This is a genomic window from Yoonia sp., from assembly GCF_030731595.1.
In the GTDB taxonomy this organism is placed as follows: domain Bacteria; phylum Pseudomonadota; class Alphaproteobacteria; order Rhodobacterales; family Rhodobacteraceae; genus Yoonia.
In genome coordinates, this window is record NZ_JANQTS010000009.1 from 47,139 (window position 1) to 64,015 (window position 16,877).

The following is a 16,877-nucleotide window of genomic DNA, read 5'->3' on the forward strand; positions in this document are numbered from 1 at the left end:
CTGCCCTCGATCAGTTTGAGGTGAGTGTTACACCGACGGGTTGAGAACTGTCCACTTGTGGCCTGAGCCCCAGCAAAGGGGCAACGCGGCGGATCATTTCAGCGGCCACTGGCACGGCAGTCCAACCCGCTGTCCGACGCGGCTCGACGCCCGTATTCTCGGACGGTTCGTCGAAGGTGACGATCAAGACATATTGCGGATCATTCGCCGGAAAAATGGAGGCAAAGGTGGAAATGACCTTGTCGTCATAGTAACCGCCGCCCGCAGCACGCGGTTTGTCCGCAGTCCCTGTTTTGCCACCCACCGCATAGCCCGGAACATTGGCAAAAGAAGCCGTGCCGCGTGACACGACCTGCCGCAGCATGTCGCGTGACCGCGCGCTGACCGCTTCGCTGACAATGCGCGGGCCAACCTCGACCGTATCGCGGCGCAACAAGGTCGGTTGCACGCGCGTTCCGCCATTCACCAAAGATGCATAGCCAGCGGCCAAATGCACCGGCGAAGATGACAACCCGTGACCGTAAGAGATTGTCATTGTTGAAATTTCAGACCAATTCGTAGGCAACAGCGGTCTTCCGGTCGGTGCTTCGATCATCTCGAGCGGGGTCGGTTCCAGAAAGCCCAGCGCGCCGAGAAATTCCCGTTGGCGCTCTGCACCGATCAGCATCGCAATGCGCGCAGTCCCGATGTTGGAGCTTTCCACAATCACATCTGTCGTGCTCAACTCTGGCCCGTAGTCGTGAAAGTCGCGGATGCGAAAGCGGCCCCAGGTCAGCGGACCTGTGGTGTCGATCATGGTATTGGCGTTCACCAACCCAAGCTCCATCGCTTGCGCCGCTGTAAATATCTTGAAGACCGAGCCCAGTTCATAAACGCCCTGTACCGCACGATTGAACAACGGGCTGTCAGACTGATCGCCCGTTGTCAGCACACGGGGGCGGTTGTTGGGGTCGAAATCGGGGAGCGAGACCATAGAGATAATCTCGCCGGTGTGCACATCCATCAAAACAGAAGCCGCACCCTTGGCGTTCATGATCGACATGCCACCGGCCAGAACCTGCTCTGCCGCCGCCTGCACCGTCAGGTCTAGCGACAGTTGCAAGGGCGCACCTTCATTCGCAGGGTCACGCAGGAAGCTGTCAAACTGCCGTTCAACCCCGGCCACGCCAATGACCTCGGCCGATGCCACGCCTTCACGGCCATAGCTGGCCCCGCCAAGGATATGGGCCGCAATCGGGCCATTGGGATAAAGCCGCATCTCGCGCGGGCCGAACAGCAGACCAGGCGAGCCGATATCATGCACGGCCTGCATCTGTTCGGGACTGATCTGGCGTCTGATCCACAAGAAACGGCGGTCGCCGGTAAAATCCTTGAGCAGTTCCGCCTCGTCCAGTTCGGGGAAAATCTGTGCCAGACCTTTGGCCGCATTGGCAGGGTCAATCATGTCACGCGGATGGGCATACAGCGAATGGGTGGCCAGATTGGTCGCCAGAATCCGGCCGTTTCTATCAACGATATCAGAGCGTTGTCCGATAATGGGATTGCCCGCGACCGACGCGCGCGGCTCTTCGGGAACAGACGAGGCCAATGCGCCCATGCGCATCCCGATCAGACCAAAGGCACAAAAGAATGCAAGACCCAGCACCAGCAAACGCCCCTCGGCGCGTTGCCGCTGCTTGTCGGCCATGGCCTCGTGGCGTTTCGCACGGTTCTCTGCCTCGATTGCATCGGGGTTTTCGCCCTGTTCGCGGGCCTTGAGAACGCGCGCAAGCGGGCGCAGGGGCTCGCGGATCATAGCGGATCCTCGACGTTGGTAAACGCATCAGACGACAGTTCGACCGGGTCGGTGATCGGCAGGATCGGCGGGATCGGATAGATGATCTGATCAACCGCACCAAAGGCATCCGGCATCAAAGGCAACAGGCCCAGTCGGTCAAAGTTCAGGTCCGCAAGATCGGCAAGGCGGTCTGGCCGGTTCAGATAGGCCCATTCCGCACGCAGCATGCCCAACCGCTCGTGGGCTGCACCAATCTGCCCATGCAGGTCACGCACATCGCCAATGGCCGCTTGGGTCTTGTAGTTTTCCTGATAGGCCCAGAACGCGAGCCCCATCACGGCGAAAGCGGCCAAAACATAAAACAAGCCACGCATCTACCTGCCCCCCTTCTTTTGCTTTTTCATCGGCATGCCCAACTCTGCCGGATCAATATCTTTCGCGGGCGCAGCCGTGCGGATCGCCACACGCAACTTGGCCGAACGCGAACGCGGGTTTTCTGATAACTCCTGATCGTCCGGCCCGAGTGCCTTGCGCTTTTCAATCCGCCAAGCCGGGGTGACCTGTGAGGTCTCGGGCGCGTAGCGGTTCGCATTTGCGGTGTTGCCAGAGCGGGCTTGCAGGAACCGTTTGACCATCCGGTCCTCGACCGAGTGGAACGTCACGACAGCCAACTGCCCACCCGGTTTCAGCGCACGCTCTGCCGCCATGAGACCTGCTGCCAGCTCGCCATATTCGTTATTCACCGCGATCCGCAGCGCCTGAAAAGTGCGCGTTGCGGGATGTGATTGGCCGGGTTTGGCGCGCGGCAGGCAACTTTCCACGATTTTGGCCAGTTGCAGCGTCGTCGTCAGAGGGCGGGCCGCGACAATCGCCTTGGCGATGCGCCGCGATGCGCGTTCTTCCCCGTAAAGGTAGATGATATCGGCAAGTTCCGCTTCGTCCGCGTTATTGCACAGATCGGCCGCCGAAGGCCCCTCTTGCGACATCCGCATGTCCAGTGGCCCATCACGCATAAAGGAGAACCCGCGTTCGGCCAGATCAAGCTGCATGGAACTCACGCCCAGATCCAAGACAACGCCATCCAGATCAGAGGCATAGTCGTCCAACTTTGAAAATACGCCCGCGACCGTTTCAATCCGGTCACCATAAGTGCCGATCCAATCCGCAGCCATTTCAAACGCCAGCGGATCACGGTCCACGCCGATCACTTTGTCAGCGCCAGCGGCCAGCAAAGCGCGAGTATATCCGCCATTGCCAAAGGTTCCGTCCAACCAGACCCCTGAAACAGGCGAGACCGCTGCGATGAGCGGTCTAATCAGAACAGGAATATGGGGTGAGGTTTCAGCGGCAGCGGACATAAGTGTTACCCGTCCAAGAGGATCAGCGGATCAAAGCCATCCCCCTGCTCGCTTAGCCAGGCGGCCATTTCGTCGGCGACTTCATTGGTGTAGGTCTCGGCCTTCCATATCTCGAAATGGTCGCCCATGCCGGTAAAGGTCAACTCTCCCTCAGCAATCCCCAGCTTCTGACGCTGACTGATCGGCATGACCGTGCGCCCATCTCTGTCGACATCCAGCAGGATGGATTGGCCAATGATCAGGCGAGAGAGTTTTTTCTTCTTGTCCGACCCACGCGGCAAGGCATTGATCTGGTCGATGACCGCGCGAAACTCGTCAACGGTATAGCCGTGCAACTGATTGCTCAGATGCTCACCATACAAAAGATACATGCGGGGAAAGAGGCCGGGCGTCCAATCGGGGTCTCCGGTTTCAAGCACACGACGGAAATCGGCAGGGATCGACATGCGTCCCTTCCCGTCCACCTTTTGGGTGTGTGTACCTGTAAAACTCAGAACCACTGTCCCTCGGCCCTCAAATCCCCCTAAAAATGCTTTGGATGTGAAAACGGCGGATTGATCTGCTGCCACTGATCAATCCGCCGCCCTCGTCCCATTTCTGGGATAGTCCGACTGCGCGTGCCACCTGGGGGGATGTCTGCTCGCTCACGCGCCGGATCTTCATTGCGGTAATGGCGAAGCCTGTATGAAACCTGCTTTTGCCGGTAGGGGTTCTTAATTTGCCCCTTTGAAATTGTGTCCGTCATTACCGTGAGACAGTTGTGGCATCAGTTTCATCACCGATCAACACTTTTTTGGGATTTCATGGTACTACATGGTGTTCCGGAACGGCATCGCGAACAAGATGTTGGTCCAATCAGAGGGAATTCGCAATATATGCAGCGAAATTCGGCAATCTATCTACAAAATGTAGTGCAAGTCGGACAAAAAGCGATCTGTTCCATAAAATCCCAAAAACTTGGAAAAAGATCAGACAAAAACACTATTTTTCAAATTTGCGCTGCTCAGGACCAAAAATCAATCGGAATTTGATTCGAATTCTGGATCGATTCCATGAATTCCCGACGCTGTGGCAGAATCATCGATGATCCGTGCTATCGCGTCTCATCGCGCAGTGCTTTGTGCATCACAAAGGCATCGACATAGCCCTGTGTCGGGTGCGCGAAGGCCAGAGGGATTGTTCCCACCGTCGTGAACCCCAACCGATGCCAGAGCCGGACAGCCCCCGCATTGGAGGCCAGAACAAAGTTGAACTGCATCGCGAGGTAACCCAAGGCCTGCGCTTCGGCCTGACTATGCGCGCACATTTGTGCCGCGATCCCCCGCCCGCGCGCATCGGGATCAACAATATAGCCGCAGTTGCAGATATGCGCCCCGCCGCCGGGTTGATTGGTCTTGATATAATAGGTCCCGACGATGCGACCCGCGGCCTCGGCTATATAGGTCGCCTTGGCCTGTCCCATCCAATAATCCCTTGCCTGCGCTGCGGTGATGTCGGGATCAACAGCATAAGTCTCGCCCGCCCGAAACACATCGCGCAGCATGGGCCAGATAAGATCGAAATCTTCTGGCACAGCAGCGCGGATGGTGATCAAGCGATGCCACCGTCAATCAGGCGGCGCGCCAAGGCGCGGTAGGCATCGGCCATCGGCCCGTCACCTGCCGCAATCGGTGTACCTGCATCCCCCGCAAGTCGCGTAGCCAGATCAATCGGCAATGACCCAAGGAACGGCACCCCGATCTTTTCAGCTTCGGCCGCAACGCCGCCATGACCAAATATATGCGATTCGGTCCCGCAAGTCGGGCAGACGAAGGTTGACATGTTCTCGATCATCCCAAGCACAGGGGTCCGCAGCGAATTGAACATATCCAGCGCCTTGCGCGCATCAATCAAGGCCACGTCCTGCGGGGTACTGACCACAATCGCGCCCGTCAGTTCGGTTTTCTGGCACAGGGTCAACTGCACATCACCAGTGCCGGGGGGCAGATCGACGATCAAAACATCAAGTTCGCCCCATTGCACCTGCCCCAACATCTGTTGCAACGCCCCCATCAGCATCGGGCCGCGCCAGACAACGGCCTTGCCCTCTTCCATCATCAGACCGATCGACATCATCGTGACACCGTGCGCCTGCAACGGGATGATGGTTTTGCCATCCGGACTGCCCGGGCGCTTGTTCACACCCATCATGCGGGGCTGCGAGGGGCCATAGATATCTGCGTCCAAAAGACCAACGCGGCGACCTTCCCGTGCCAAAGCCACAGCAAGGTTGGATGAAACAGTCGATTTGCCAACGCCGCCTTTGCCCGACCCAATCGCCAGAATACGGTCAACGCCAGAGACCTTGGCAGGTCCGGCCTGCGGTGTCGGATGGCGGCCAATCTTGAGCGAGGGTGGCTCTGCAGGCTTGGGTGCTGGGCCGTGGGCTGTCAAAACAACCGAAACCTTTTCAACTCCGGCCAATCCCTGCACCATTTGTTCCGCGGCGCGGCGGACACCCTCCATTTTGGAAGCTTCCTCTGGATTGGCTGCCTCGATAACGAAACGGACGGCCGCGCCTTCGATAGAAAGCGCGCGGATCATGTCACGCGACACCAGATCATCCCCACCCGGCAAAGTGAGTCGCGCCAAAGCGCTTAGAATTTCATCGCGGGTGACGGACATGCTGAGACCTCGAGTTTTCTTTATGGCTAAATTTTCCCCCAACTTCTGGCACGTTTGGGCCAAATCGCAAGGGTTTCACACCGGATGCCCAAAATTGCGTCAGATTGATGACAGTAGGTCAGAAGTGCTTATGCAATTTCTGCATAGCAGCATTGTCTAAACGGCCATTGTGCAACTGCAGCATAATCATACATCTTTGGCACAACGGAGCAACAAACAGCGCTCCTCTTAATTGGAATTGAGACAAGCAGATGACTTATAACACAGCAACAGGCTTTGCCGGTTTCTCACTTGGACAGCGGTTTGCCGCGCTCCGGGCTGATATGGCGGAGTACGCCGCGAAACGCAAAGTCTATAACACAACACTGGCCGAACTGGCCTCACTGACAGACCGTGATCTCGACGATCTGGGCATTGCGCGCGCTTCGATCAGCGCCATCGCCCGTGAAGCCGCTTACGGCAAGTAATTGAAGAATTCGGATCTGCCGCCTCCTCCCTTAAGGCAGATCTGGACACAACCCAAGGCTTCACCTCCTCCCGAGGCTTTGGGTCAACATTAAGGTGGCGGCATCCACCTCCTCCCGGATGCCGCCGCTTTAAGACACAAGTTTCGGAACCGCCCACCTCCTCCCGGGTGGAACCGATGATACCGCAGGCCGCGCTCACCTCCTCCCGAGCAACGTCAGCGAGGACGCGCCTTGCTTCTTCTCCTCCCGAGACGCAAGGAGGCGCTGATAAATAAAGACGGTCATGCCCACCTCCTCCCGGGCATGGCCGTTTTTTTATGGGCGATAGCGGGCCTTGGGCTAGGCGCGGCGTTCCTGGACCGTCAGGTAGATCACCAAAAGATCAATCGCTGTCAGCACGATCAGCATCGCGCCGCCCACAGAGAACCACTCGAATATCTGGTAGACGACAAAAGCGCTCAACACGATGATCGCCGCATGATGCGCCCATCGTGCTCCGCCCAGCAATGCGGCCACGACCACAAGATGCAAAGTCCCGTGTGCCGCGAAGTAGACAGTATAAAAGCTCGTATCCGACGCAGGCAGCATCTGGGCCCATGTGAGGATATGCGAGGCTAGAAAATCACTCGGGTCTTCTGTGAGTTCATTTTGCACCAGCCATTGGGCGAACTGCGGCAGGTCTTGCGTGACGCCCAAAGAAAGCGCTGCCGCAATCATGACTTGCAACAGCCCCAGCAGCCCCTTTGCCGTAAGGGTTACAACAAAGAACTGGTGCTGGTTCAGCAAGATCGGACCGTTGGCGCTCATCTTGTGCCTCTCCTTGTCATCTCGCTCCATGTGCCATGAATGCGCGGAACTGTAAGCCTCAAAGTGACACCTGATCCGGTGGCCCTACGCACGGACATCCTTGGACGATCCCATCACCATATAGCTGGTGATCGCGCGCACATGCGGCACAGTCCCCAATTTGTCGGTATGAAACGCCTTGTAGGCCGGCAAATCCGCCACCTCGACCCGCAGCATATACTCGAAAGCGCCTGCGACATTGTGGCATTCGGCGACCTCATCAGCGCGCTGCATCGCCTGTTCAAACGCCATTTGCGCCGCTTTGGTATGTTCGGCCAGCCCCACAGCCACATAAACCACAAAGGCCCGCCCCGTCTGCGCGGGATCAAGCCGCGCGCGGTAGCCTTTGATGACGCCTGCTTTTTCCAGCTCTTGCACACGGCGCAGGCAGGCAGAGGGCGACAAGCCGACGCGATCTGCCAATTCGATATTGCTGATACGCCCATCACGCGACAACGCGCGCAATATCTTTTCGTTTATGGGGTCCTGTTTCATCATTTATTGCAACTTTAAGCACTAATTTGGCGATGCAGCAATTTTATTGCGCTCTGTTCGGCATATTATTGCGCCATGACTTATGAAATTCTGATCGCCCTCATCGGCTTTGCCTTTGCAAGCTCTATCACGCCCGGGCCGAATAACCTGATGCTGATGGCATCGGGTGCCAACTATGGTTTGCGCCGCACCGTCCCGCATATGCTGGGCATCTCGCTTGGCCATGCCTTCATGGTGCTGATGGTGGGTATCGTTCTGTTACAGATCTTCGAGACTTATCCGATCCTCAATGTCGTCCTTAAGGTCGTCAGCGCCAGTTACATGATCTGGTTGGCCTGGAAAATCGCCAACGCGGTCCCACCCGAGGCAAAGGAGGTGAAAGGCAATCCTTTCACCTTCCTTCAAGCGGCGGCGTTTCAATGGGTCAATCCCAAAGCATGGTTCATGGCAATCACCGCAATCAGCGCCTATGCCCCACAGGATCAAAGCATCTGGATAGGATCACTGATGGTCGCGGGCGTGTTTGCCGCAACCAATTTTCCGTCAGTCACGGTTTGGGCCTGGATGGGGGTGCAGGTCCGGCGCTGGCTTGGTACCGCGCGGCGGTTGCGGGCTTTCAACGTCTCAATGGCAGTTTTGCTCGTCGTCTCTCTGTATCCGATGTTGACGCATTAGGAGCGAACAATTTTCGCCGAAAATTGTTCACGACCCTAGATTTTTCGACGAAAAATCTTTGCGCTCTCAAAACGGCACATCATCGGCCTGATCTGCCGCAACAACAAACCGCGCGACCACATGCTTTGATCCCGCTTTGTCGAATGCGATGACCAGCTTGTCGCCTTCGATCCCTGTCACTGCGCCATAACCGAATTTCTGATGGAACACACGGTCGCCTTCGGTAAAGGCGCTGACCGCGTCGAGGTCGATCGTGATGTGGCGCGCTTCAGATGGCATCGCCATGCCCCGCTGCTGGCTGCGCGACTGCAACCGCCGCCAGCCCGGGGAATTATAGACATCCGCACTCTGGGCCTTTTCATGCAGGTCCGATCCCACCATCCCCGCCATGGCAGGCGAGGCGCTCGCGGCCATGCCCGCAGCACCATATCCGCCCCCATAAAGGCCCGGTGGGGTCAGGACCTCCACATGATCTGCGGGCAATTCGTCGATAAAGCGCGACGGCATCTGTGACTGCCATTGGCCATAGACCCGCCTGTTGGCGGCAAAGGAAATCGTGCAAATCTCCTCGGCCCGCGTGATGCCCACATAGGCCAAGCGCCGCTCTTCCTCGAGACCTTTCAATCCGCTTTCATCCATCGAACGCTGCGAGGGAAACAGACCATCCTCCCAACCGGGCAGAAAGACGGCCGGAAACTCCAGCCCCTTGGCGGCGTGGAGCGTCATGATGCTGACCTTCTCGCCCTGCTCTTCGGTCTCGTTCTCCATGATCAGGCTCACATGTTCGAGAAAGCCTTGCAGGTTCTCGAAATTCTCGAGCGCCTTGACCAGTTCCTTGAGGTTTTCCAGCCGCCCCGGCGCCTCTGGCGTTTTGTCGTTTTGCCAGAACCCCGTATAGCCGCTTTCATCAAGGATCATCTCGGCGAGTTCGACATGGGTATCCGCCTCGGCGCGGACCTGCGCCGCCCAGCGATCCAACCCGGCAACCAAGATCGCAAGCTCTTTGAGCCCCTTGCCGCCCAGCAATTTCCCCTGACAGACAAGGCGTGCGCCCTCAACCAGCGATACCCCATTGCTGCGCGCTGTGCGCTGGATGGTCTGGATCGCCTTGTCACCAAGCCCGCGTTTGGGCGTGTTCACGATCCGCTCGAAGGCCAGATCATCCTCGGGGGACACGGCAAGCCGGAAATAGGCCATGGCATCTCGGATCTCCATCCGCTCGTAAAAGCGCGGGCCGCCGATGACGCGATACGGCAGACCGATGGTCAGGAACCGGTCCTCGAACGCGCGCATCTGGTGTGAGGCGCGGACGAGAATGGCCATGGAATCCAGCCCCAAAGGATCACGCCCCCGCGTACCGCGCTGCATCGCCTCAACCTCTTCACCGATCCAGCGGGCCTCTTCCTCGCCGTCCCAATGGCCGATCAGGCGAACCTTTTCGCCATCCTGTTGCGCGGTAAACAAAGTCTTGCCCAAGCGCCCCTTATTGGCCGCGATGACGCCTGAGGCCGCAGCGAGAATATGCGGGGTAGAGCGATAGTTCTCCTCCAGCCGCACCACATGCGCGCCCGGGAAATCCTTTTCAAACCGCAGGATATTGCCCACCTCGGCCCCGCGCCAGCCATAGATCGACTGGTCGTCATCGCCCACACAGCAAATGTTCTTGTGCCCAGCCGCCAGCAGGCGCAGCCACATATATTGGGCCACGTTGGTGTCTTGGTATTCGTCCACAAGGATGTAGCGGAACCAGCGCTGGTATTGCTGCAAGATATCGTCGTGGGTCTGAAAGATCGTGACCATATGCAACAGAATATCGCCAAAATCGACTGCGTTGAGTTCCCGCAAACGGCGCTGATAGGCGGCGTAAAGCTCTATGCCCTTGTGATCAAAGGCACCGCTATCCGCAACAGGCACCTTGTCAGGCGTATAGGCCTTGTTCTTCCAGCCGTCGATAATGCCCGAGAGCATCCGCGCGGGCCAACGCTTATCGTCAATGCCAGCCGCCGCGATCAATTGCTTCATCAGCCGGATTTGGTCGTCAGTATCGAGAATCGTAAAGTTCGACTTCAGCCCGACCAATTCCGCATGGCGGCGCAACTGTTTGGCGCAGACAGAATGGAAGGTCCCCAGCCACGGCATCCCTTCGACCGCTTCACCCATCAGACCGCCGATCCGCGACTTCATCTCGCGGGCGGCCTTGTTGGTAAAGGTGACCGCCAAAATCTCGTGCGGTCGGGCGCTGCCCGTGGCAAGCAAATGTGCGATCCGGCTGGTGAGGGCCTTCGTTTTGCCAGTGCCAGCGCCTGCCAGCATCAAGACCGGACCATCAAGCCGCTCGACGGCCTCGCGTTGCGCGGGGTTCAGCCCGTCCAGATGGGTCATCGCAGGCCGTGCCATCGCCCGCTGGCTCAACGGCAGGGCTGCGGCTTCGAACGCATCATCTTCGGAAAAACTGCTCATCCTCCAGACATAGCGCCAACTGCCCGCCAAGAAAAGCCTTGTTCTACTTCCGTTCTCCCCGCCTTCTTCCGAGCAAAAATATCCCCGCCGGAGGCATCCCGACATTGCCAATCGCGCAAGTTCCGCCATAGCTTGCAAACATGAGTCTACATAGCCAGTACCCCGCAATATCCGACCTGAAAACGCGCGCACGCGCCCGCATTCCGCATTTCGTCTGGGAATATCTGGACAGTGCGACCGGTGTCGAAGCCACCCAGAAACGCAACCGGCAAAAGCTGGATCAGGTCTTGCTCAACCCCTCCATCCTGCATGGGGAGTTCGATCCCGATCTCTCTACGACATTGCTGGGCCAGACCCATCCGTTGCCTATCGGCATTGCCCCTGTCGGCATGTCCGGCCTGATCTGGCCGGGGGCCGAGCAGATGCTGGCCCGCACTGCCGCCCGCGAGAATATTCCCTACACCCTGTCCACCGTGGCCAGTCAATTGCCCGAGGATGTGGGCCCGCACGCAGGCGATCACGCATGGTTCCAGCTGTATCCCCCGCGTGATCCCGGTATTCGCGACGATATCCTGTCGCGCGCCAGGAACGCGGGCTTTCATACGATTGTCTTGACCGTTGATGTGCCGGTCGCGTCACGCCGTGAGCGGCAAACGCGGGGCGGGTTGACCCAGCCGCCGAAACTGACCCCAAGGCTTGCAATGCAGGCCGCGCAATGTCCGGCCTGGCTGAATGGCGTGCGCAAGACGGGCATGCCGCGCCTGCGCCTGATGGAAAGCTATTCGGACGTCAAAGGCACCCTGCCCTCGAACCAGCATGTGGGCTATCTGCTGCGGACCTCGCCGGATTGGGACTATTTCAAATCGCTGCGCGATGTCTGGGATGGGCCGTTGATCGTCAAAGGCATCGGCAACCCTGATGACGCCGCCCGCCTGACGGATGAAGGCGCTGATGCGATCTGGGTCAGCAACCACGCTGGGCGTCAGTTTGATGGCGGGCCTGCGACAATCGAAACGCTCCCTTTGGTGCGCGCCGCCACACCGCTGCCCATCATTTTTGACAGCGGAATCGAAGGTGGTCTGGACGTGCTGCGTGCGCTTGCCCTTGGGGCAGATTTCGTGATGCTGGGCCGCGCGTTCCACTACGGGCTGGCGGCATTGGGTGAACAGGGGGCGTCCCATGTGCTGGATATTTTGCGACAGGATATGATCAGCAATATGGGGCAGATCGGGACCAGAAGCCTCAAGGAATTGCCCGGTCGGTTGCGCGTAAACAGTTAATCACAGTGGACGCCCCGTGATTTGCCGCTTACCAATGCTGCAACTGCGAAAGGATCCGCCATGACCGACTTTAAGAAAATCCTGATTGCCAACCGAGGCGAGATTGCGATCCGCATCATGCGTGCCGCCAATGAGATGGGCAAGAAGACGGTCGCGATCTTTGCCGAAGAGGATAAATTGGGCCTGCACCGCTTCAAGGCGGATGAAGCCTACCGGATCGGCGAAAACCTCGGGCCTGTTGCGGCCTATCTTTCGATTGATGAAATCATCCGCGTCGCCAAAATGTCGGGCGCCGATGCGATCCACCCCGGTTATGGGCTGCTGTCAGAGAACCCTGACTTTGTCGATGCCTGTACCGCCAACGGGATCACATTCATCGGGCCCAAGGCCGAAACCATGCGCCAGTTGGGCGACAAGGCCAGCGCCCGCCGCGTGGCGATGGAGGCCGGCGTACCCGTCATTCCCGCCACGGAAGTGCTTGGCGATGATATGGCCGCAATCAAGAAAGAAGCGGCCGCTGTCGGCTATCCGCTGATGCTCAAGGCCTCTTGGGGCGGCGGCGGGCGCGGCATGCGCCCGATCATGAACGAAAGCGAGCTAGAGGAAAAAGTCCTGGAAGGCCGCCGCGAGGCCGAAGCCGCCTTTGGCAATGGCGAAGGCTATCTGGAAAAGATGATCATGCGCGCGCGCCACGTGGAAGTGCAGATCCTCGGTGACAGCCACGGCCAGATTTACCACCTGTGGGAACGCGACTGTTCCGTCCAGCGCCGCAACCAAAAGGTGGTTGAGCGCGCCCCTGCCCCCTACCTCAGCGAAACCCAGCGCGAACAGATCTGCAATCTGGGCAAAAAGCTATGCCAGCACGTAAACTACGAATGCGCGGGCACGGTCGAATTCCTGATGGATATGGACAGCGGCGAGTTCTATTTTATCGAAGTGAACCCCCGTGTGCAGGTCGAACATACCGTGACGGAAGAGGTCACTGGCATCGACATTGTCCGCGCACAGATCCTGATCGCCGAGGGCAAATCACTGGTCGAGGCCACAGGCTGCGCCAGCCAGTATGACGTGAAACTGGACGGCCATGCCCTGCAATGTCGGGTGACGACCGAAGACCCGCAGAACAACTTTATCCCTGACTATGGCCGCATCCAGATGTATCGCTCGGCCACAGGACCCGGTATTCGTCTGGACGGTGGCACCGCCTATTCGGGCGCTGTGATCACGCGCTATTATGACAGCTTGCTGACCAAAGTGACCGCCCGCGCGCCGACGCCGGAAATGGCCATCGCACGGATGGACCGCGCCTTGCGCGAATTCCGAATTCGCGGTGTGTCGACCAATATCGCCTTTGTGGAAAACCTGCTCAAGCACCCGACATTCCTGAACAACGAATACCACACCAAATTCATCGACGAGACGCCGGAGCTTTTCAAATTCTCCAAGCGGCGCGACAGGGCCACGAAAATCCTGACCTATATCGCCGATATCACCGTGAACGGGCATCCAGAGACCGTGGGCCGTCCGCGCCCTGCTGCCGATGTGAAAAAACCGCGTCCGCCGGTGAAACCGACAATTGAGGTGACACCGGGTACCCGCAACATCCTGGACCAATTCGGGCCAGAGGCCGTGGCCGATTGGATGCGCGACCAAAAGCAGCTTCTGATCACCGACACCACGATGCGCGACGGGCACCAGTCCCTGCTGGCCACGCGGATGCGCTCGATCGACATGATCAACGCGGCTCCTGCCTATGCCACCAAGATGCACCAGCTTTTCAGCGTCGAGTGCTGGGGCGGGGCAACTTTCGATGTGGCCTACCGCTTTTTGCAGGAATGCCCGTGGCAGCGCCTGCGCGACATCCGCGCGGCGATGCCCAATATCATGACCCAAATGCTGCTGCGTGCCTCCAACGGTGTGGGCTACACCAATTACCCCGATAACGTGGTGCAAAGCTTTGTGGCGCAGGCCGCAACATCCGGCGTCGATGTCTTCCGTGTGTTCGACAGCCTGAACTGGGTGGAAAACATGCGCGTGGCGATGGATGCCGTGATCAAGGCCGAAAAAGTCTGCGAAGGCACGATCTGCTATACCGGCGATCTGCTTGATCCCAACCGGTCAAAATACGACCTCAAATATTACGTCGGCATGGCCAAGGAACTGGAAGCCGCAGGCGCGCATGTGCTGGGCCTCAAGGATATGGCGGGCCTGATGAAACCGGCAGCGGCCACGGCTTTGGTCAAGGCGCTGAAGGACGAAATCAACCTGCCGATCCATTTCCACACGCATGACACTTCGGGGGCGGCCATCGCCACGATCCTTGCCGCCTCTGCCGCCGGTGTTGACTGTGTTGATGCGGCGATGGATGCGCTGTCGGGCAACACGTCCCAGCCCACCCTCGGGTCGATCGTAGAGGCCCTGCGCGGCGATGCCCGCGACACCGGCCTTGATATCAAGGCGATCCGCGAGATCAGCAACTACTTTGAACAGGTCCGCGCGCATTACGCGGCCTTTGAAAGCGGGCTACAGGCCCCCGCCTCCGAGGTCTATTTGCACGAAATGCCCGGTGGGCAGTTCACCAACCTCAAAGCACAGGCGCGCTCGCTGGGGCTGGAAGAACGCTGGCACGAAGTCGCCCAGACCTATGCGGATGTGAACCAGATGTTCGGCGATATCGTCAAGGTCACGCCGTCATCAAAGGTGGTGGGCGACATGGCCCTGATGATGGTCAGCCAAGGGCTGACCCGCGCGCAGGTCGAAGACCCTGCTGTCGAAGTTGTCTTCCCTGACAGCGTTGTGGAGATGATGCACGGCAATCTGGGCCAACCTCCCGGTGGCTGGCCGAAAGCGATCCAGAAGAAGATCCTGAAAGGCGAAAAGCCGATCACGGAACGCCCGGGCAAGCATTTGCCGCCCGTCGATCTGGACGCCGCCCGTGCCGATCTGATCAAGCAGCTTGAGGGCAAGACGATTGATGACGAAGACCTCAACGGCTATCTGATGTACCCCAAGGTTTTCCTTGATTATATGGGCCGCCATAGGATCTACGGCCCCGTGCGGACATTACCCACGCGCACTTTCTTTTACGGGATGGAACCGGGCGAAGAGATCACCGCCGAAATCGACCCCGGCAAAACGCTTGAAATACGGATGCAGGCCGTGGCGGATGCGAATGAAGACGGCGAGGTCAAAGTCTTTTTCGAACTTAACGGCCAGCCGCGCACGATCCGCGTGATGAACCGCTTGGCCGCCGCCGACAAGGTCCAGCGACCCAAAGCCGATATCAGCAATCACAACCATATCGGTGCGCCGATGCCGGGAGTTGTGGCAACCGTGGCCGCCACTGCGGGCAAAGAGGTCAAAGCGGGCGATCTGCTGCTGACCATCGAGGCTATGAAGATGGAAACCGGCATTCATGCCGAGCGGGACGCGGTCATCAAGGCCGTGCATGTCCAAGCGGGTAGCCAGATTGACGCCAAGGACCTGTTGGTGGAGTTGGAGTGAGCCAGCACCTTGCCCTCTTGTCGATCCTCGTGCCGGACTATGACGCAGGGCTCGCATTCTTCGTAGGGCAAATGGGGTTTGACCTTCTGGAAGACACCGACCTTGGGGCCGGCAAACGCTGGGTGCGGGTGGCGCCCAAGGGCGCACAAACCGGATTTCTGCTGGCCCGCGCTGTTGGCGACGCTCAGGTGGCCGCGATTGGCGCACAAGGCGGCGGACGTGTCTGGCTGTTCTTGCAGACCGACGATTTTTCGGGCGATTACAAACGGATGCGCGAAAACGCTGTGGTCTTCGAGGAAGCGCCCCGCACAGAGCCTTACGGGCAAGTCGCGGTGTTTGCTGATCCGTTCGGAAACCGTTGGGATTTGATCCAGTTCAAGGATTAGGCGACATGCAAAAAATCCTGTTCCTCAGCGATCTGCACATCTGTGCGCCGGGCGCGACGATCATCGGGCTTGATCCGGCGGCGCGGCTGCAAAAGGCGCTGGATGCGGCACTGACCGCTCATGGGGATGCGGCAGCGCTGATCGTGCTGGGCGATCTGACCCACCACGGACTGCCCGAAGAATACGCCGTTCTGCGTGGCATCCTTGAGGCCGTCCCGATCCCGATCATCCCGATGCTGGGGAACCACGACCGGCGCGAGGCGTTCCTTGCCGCGTTCCCCAAGGCCCCGCAGACGGAATCGGGCCATATCCAGCATGTCTTTGACCTTGAAAACCACCGGATCATCACACTCGATTCGCTTGATGGCCCGCCCTATCCCGAGGGGCATCATGCAGGCCGCCTTTGCCACGCGCGTTTGGCATTTCTAGAGGATGCGCTGGTGTCGCGGGAGGGTCGGCAAGCGATCGTCTGCATCCATCACCCGCCTTTTGCGACGGGCATCGTCGGCATGGATTTGATCAGGCTTGCTCAGGGTGACTCCTTTCTGGACCTGCTGGCACGTCATGGCGCTGTCCACCTGATCTGCGGGCATGTGCATCGCACCATGTCCGGCAGCATACGGGGCGTGCCATGGAGCATGTTCAAAAGTCCCTGTCATCAGGGGGTGATTGATCTTGAGACGCCCAATTCGCATCTGTCATCAAACGAACCCGGCGCATACGGGCTGGCCCTGCTCTCTGACGACGGCGTGATCGTACATAGCGAAGATGTCGGAATCAAAGACCGCCGTGTCTATGGCGGCTACAGCACCGACGATTGACTGACAGAATGACCATCAGGAAATTCTGGGCCGATATGTGATTTTGGTCTTGCAGAACGCAAAGCTTCTTTATAGATCAGCCCTCACGAAACGGATGCGGGCGTAGCTCAGGGGTAGAGCATAACCTTGCCAAGGTTAGGGTCG

The 16,877-nt window shown here is 58.6% G+C and carries 15 protein-coding genes; 6 read left to right on the plus strand and 9 right to left on the minus strand.

What is annotated here, in order from left to right:
* Positions 1 to 10: 10 nt before the first annotated feature.
* The 6 genes from NWQ23_RS00865 to NWQ23_RS00890 all read right to left on the minus strand — a co-directional run bounded on the left by NWQ23_RS00865 (position 11) and on the right by NWQ23_RS00890 (position 5,799).
* On the minus strand, positions 11 to 1,795 hold the full coding sequence (locus NWQ23_RS00865) for a penicillin-binding protein 2 (RefSeq protein ID WP_306164336.1): 1,785 nt from the start codon (positions 1,793 to 1,795) through the stop codon (positions 11 to 13).
* Entirely contained in the window at positions 1,792 to 2,151 is a 360-nt protein-coding gene (locus NWQ23_RS00870) for a cell division protein FtsL (RefSeq protein WP_306164337.1), read from the minus strand. The genes NWQ23_RS00865 and NWQ23_RS00870 overlap by 4 nt, the downstream gene beginning before the upstream one ends.
* Complete coding sequence (gene rsmH / locus NWQ23_RS00875; RefSeq protein ID WP_306164338.1) at positions 2,152 to 3,135, minus strand: 16S rRNA (cytosine(1402)-N(4))-methyltransferase RsmH; 984 nt, start codon at positions 3,133 to 3,135, stop codon at positions 2,152 to 2,154.
* 5 nt (positions 3,136 to 3,140) lie between these two features.
* A complete protein-coding gene (locus NWQ23_RS00880; protein ID WP_306164339.1) occupies positions 3,141 to 3,635 on the minus strand; it encodes a division/cell wall cluster transcriptional repressor MraZ in 495 nt (164 codons plus the stop codon).
* A gap of 593 nt (positions 3,636 to 4,228) precedes the next feature.
* Positions 4,229 to 4,729 (minus strand): GNAT family N-acetyltransferase, encoded by a 501-nt coding sequence (locus NWQ23_RS00885; RefSeq protein WP_306164340.1) that lies wholly within the window; start codon positions 4,727 to 4,729, stop codon positions 4,229 to 4,231.
* Positions 4,726 to 5,799 (minus strand): Mrp/NBP35 family ATP-binding protein, encoded by a 1,074-nt coding sequence (locus tag NWQ23_RS00890; protein WP_306164341.1) that lies wholly within the window; start codon positions 5,797 to 5,799, stop codon positions 4,726 to 4,728. The genes NWQ23_RS00885 and NWQ23_RS00890 overlap by 4 nt, the downstream gene beginning before the upstream one ends.
* A gap of 251 nt (positions 5,800 to 6,050) precedes the next feature.
* Here NWQ23_RS00890 and NWQ23_RS00895 point away from each other — a divergent pair, with 251 nt between their 5' ends.
* Positions 6,051 to 6,266, plus strand: coding sequence for a DUF1127 domain-containing protein (locus NWQ23_RS00895; RefSeq protein ID WP_306164342.1), 216 nt, complete (start codon positions 6,051 to 6,053; stop codon positions 6,264 to 6,266).
* A 339-nt stretch (positions 6,267 to 6,605) separates the two neighbouring features.
* Here NWQ23_RS00895 and NWQ23_RS00900 read toward each other — a convergent pair whose 3' ends face one another.
* Both NWQ23_RS00900 and NWQ23_RS00905 read right to left on the minus strand, forming a co-directional pair.
* Entirely contained in the window at positions 6,606 to 7,073 is a 468-nt protein-coding gene (locus NWQ23_RS00900; RefSeq protein ID WP_306164343.1) for a DUF2127 domain-containing protein, read from the minus strand.
* Between the two features lie 84 nt (positions 7,074 to 7,157).
* Positions 7,158 to 7,610, minus strand: a complete 453-nt coding sequence (locus tag NWQ23_RS00905) for an Lrp/AsnC family transcriptional regulator (RefSeq protein ID WP_306164344.1) — start codon at positions 7,608 to 7,610, stop codon at positions 7,158 to 7,160.
* A 72-nt stretch (positions 7,611 to 7,682) separates the two neighbouring features.
* On the opposite strand from NWQ23_RS00905, the gene NWQ23_RS00910 reads away from it, so the two are divergent.
* On the plus strand, positions 7,683 to 8,282 hold the full coding sequence (locus tag NWQ23_RS00910; RefSeq protein ID WP_306164345.1) for a LysE family translocator: 600 nt from the start codon (positions 7,683 to 7,685) through the stop codon (positions 8,280 to 8,282).
* A gap of 66 nt (positions 8,283 to 8,348) precedes the next feature.
* On the opposite strand, the gene NWQ23_RS00915 is transcribed toward NWQ23_RS00910, so the two are convergent.
* Complete coding sequence (locus tag NWQ23_RS00915; RefSeq protein WP_306164346.1) at positions 8,349 to 10,742, minus strand: ATP-dependent helicase; 2,394 nt, start codon at positions 10,740 to 10,742, stop codon at positions 8,349 to 8,351.
* 140 nt (positions 10,743 to 10,882) lie between these two features.
* Between NWQ23_RS00915 and NWQ23_RS00920 the strand changes: the two genes are divergently transcribed.
* From NWQ23_RS00920 to NWQ23_RS00935, 4 genes are read left to right on the plus strand one after another with little or no spacing between them, the layout of a single operon-like run.
* Positions 10,883 to 12,022 carry an alpha-hydroxy acid oxidase gene (locus tag NWQ23_RS00920; protein WP_306164347.1) on the plus strand — a complete coding sequence of 380 codons (1,140 nt, stop codon included), beginning with the start codon at positions 10,883 to 10,885 and terminating at the stop codon, positions 12,020 to 12,022.
* A gap of 60 nt (positions 12,023 to 12,082) precedes the next feature.
* Positions 12,083 to 15,526, plus strand: coding sequence for a pyruvate carboxylase (locus NWQ23_RS00925; protein ID WP_306164348.1), 3,444 nt, complete (start codon positions 12,083 to 12,085; stop codon positions 15,524 to 15,526).
* Positions 15,523 to 15,912, plus strand: a complete 390-nt coding sequence (locus NWQ23_RS00930) for a VOC family protein (RefSeq protein WP_306164349.1) — start codon at positions 15,523 to 15,525, stop codon at positions 15,910 to 15,912. Before NWQ23_RS00925 ends, NWQ23_RS00930 begins: the two co-directional genes overlap by 4 nt.
* A 5-nt stretch (positions 15,913 to 15,917) precedes the next feature.
* Positions 15,918 to 16,733, plus strand: a complete 816-nt coding sequence (locus tag NWQ23_RS00935; RefSeq protein WP_306164350.1) for a phosphodiesterase — start codon at positions 15,918 to 15,920, stop codon at positions 16,731 to 16,733.
* Positions 16,734 to 16,877 lie beyond the last annotated feature (144 nt).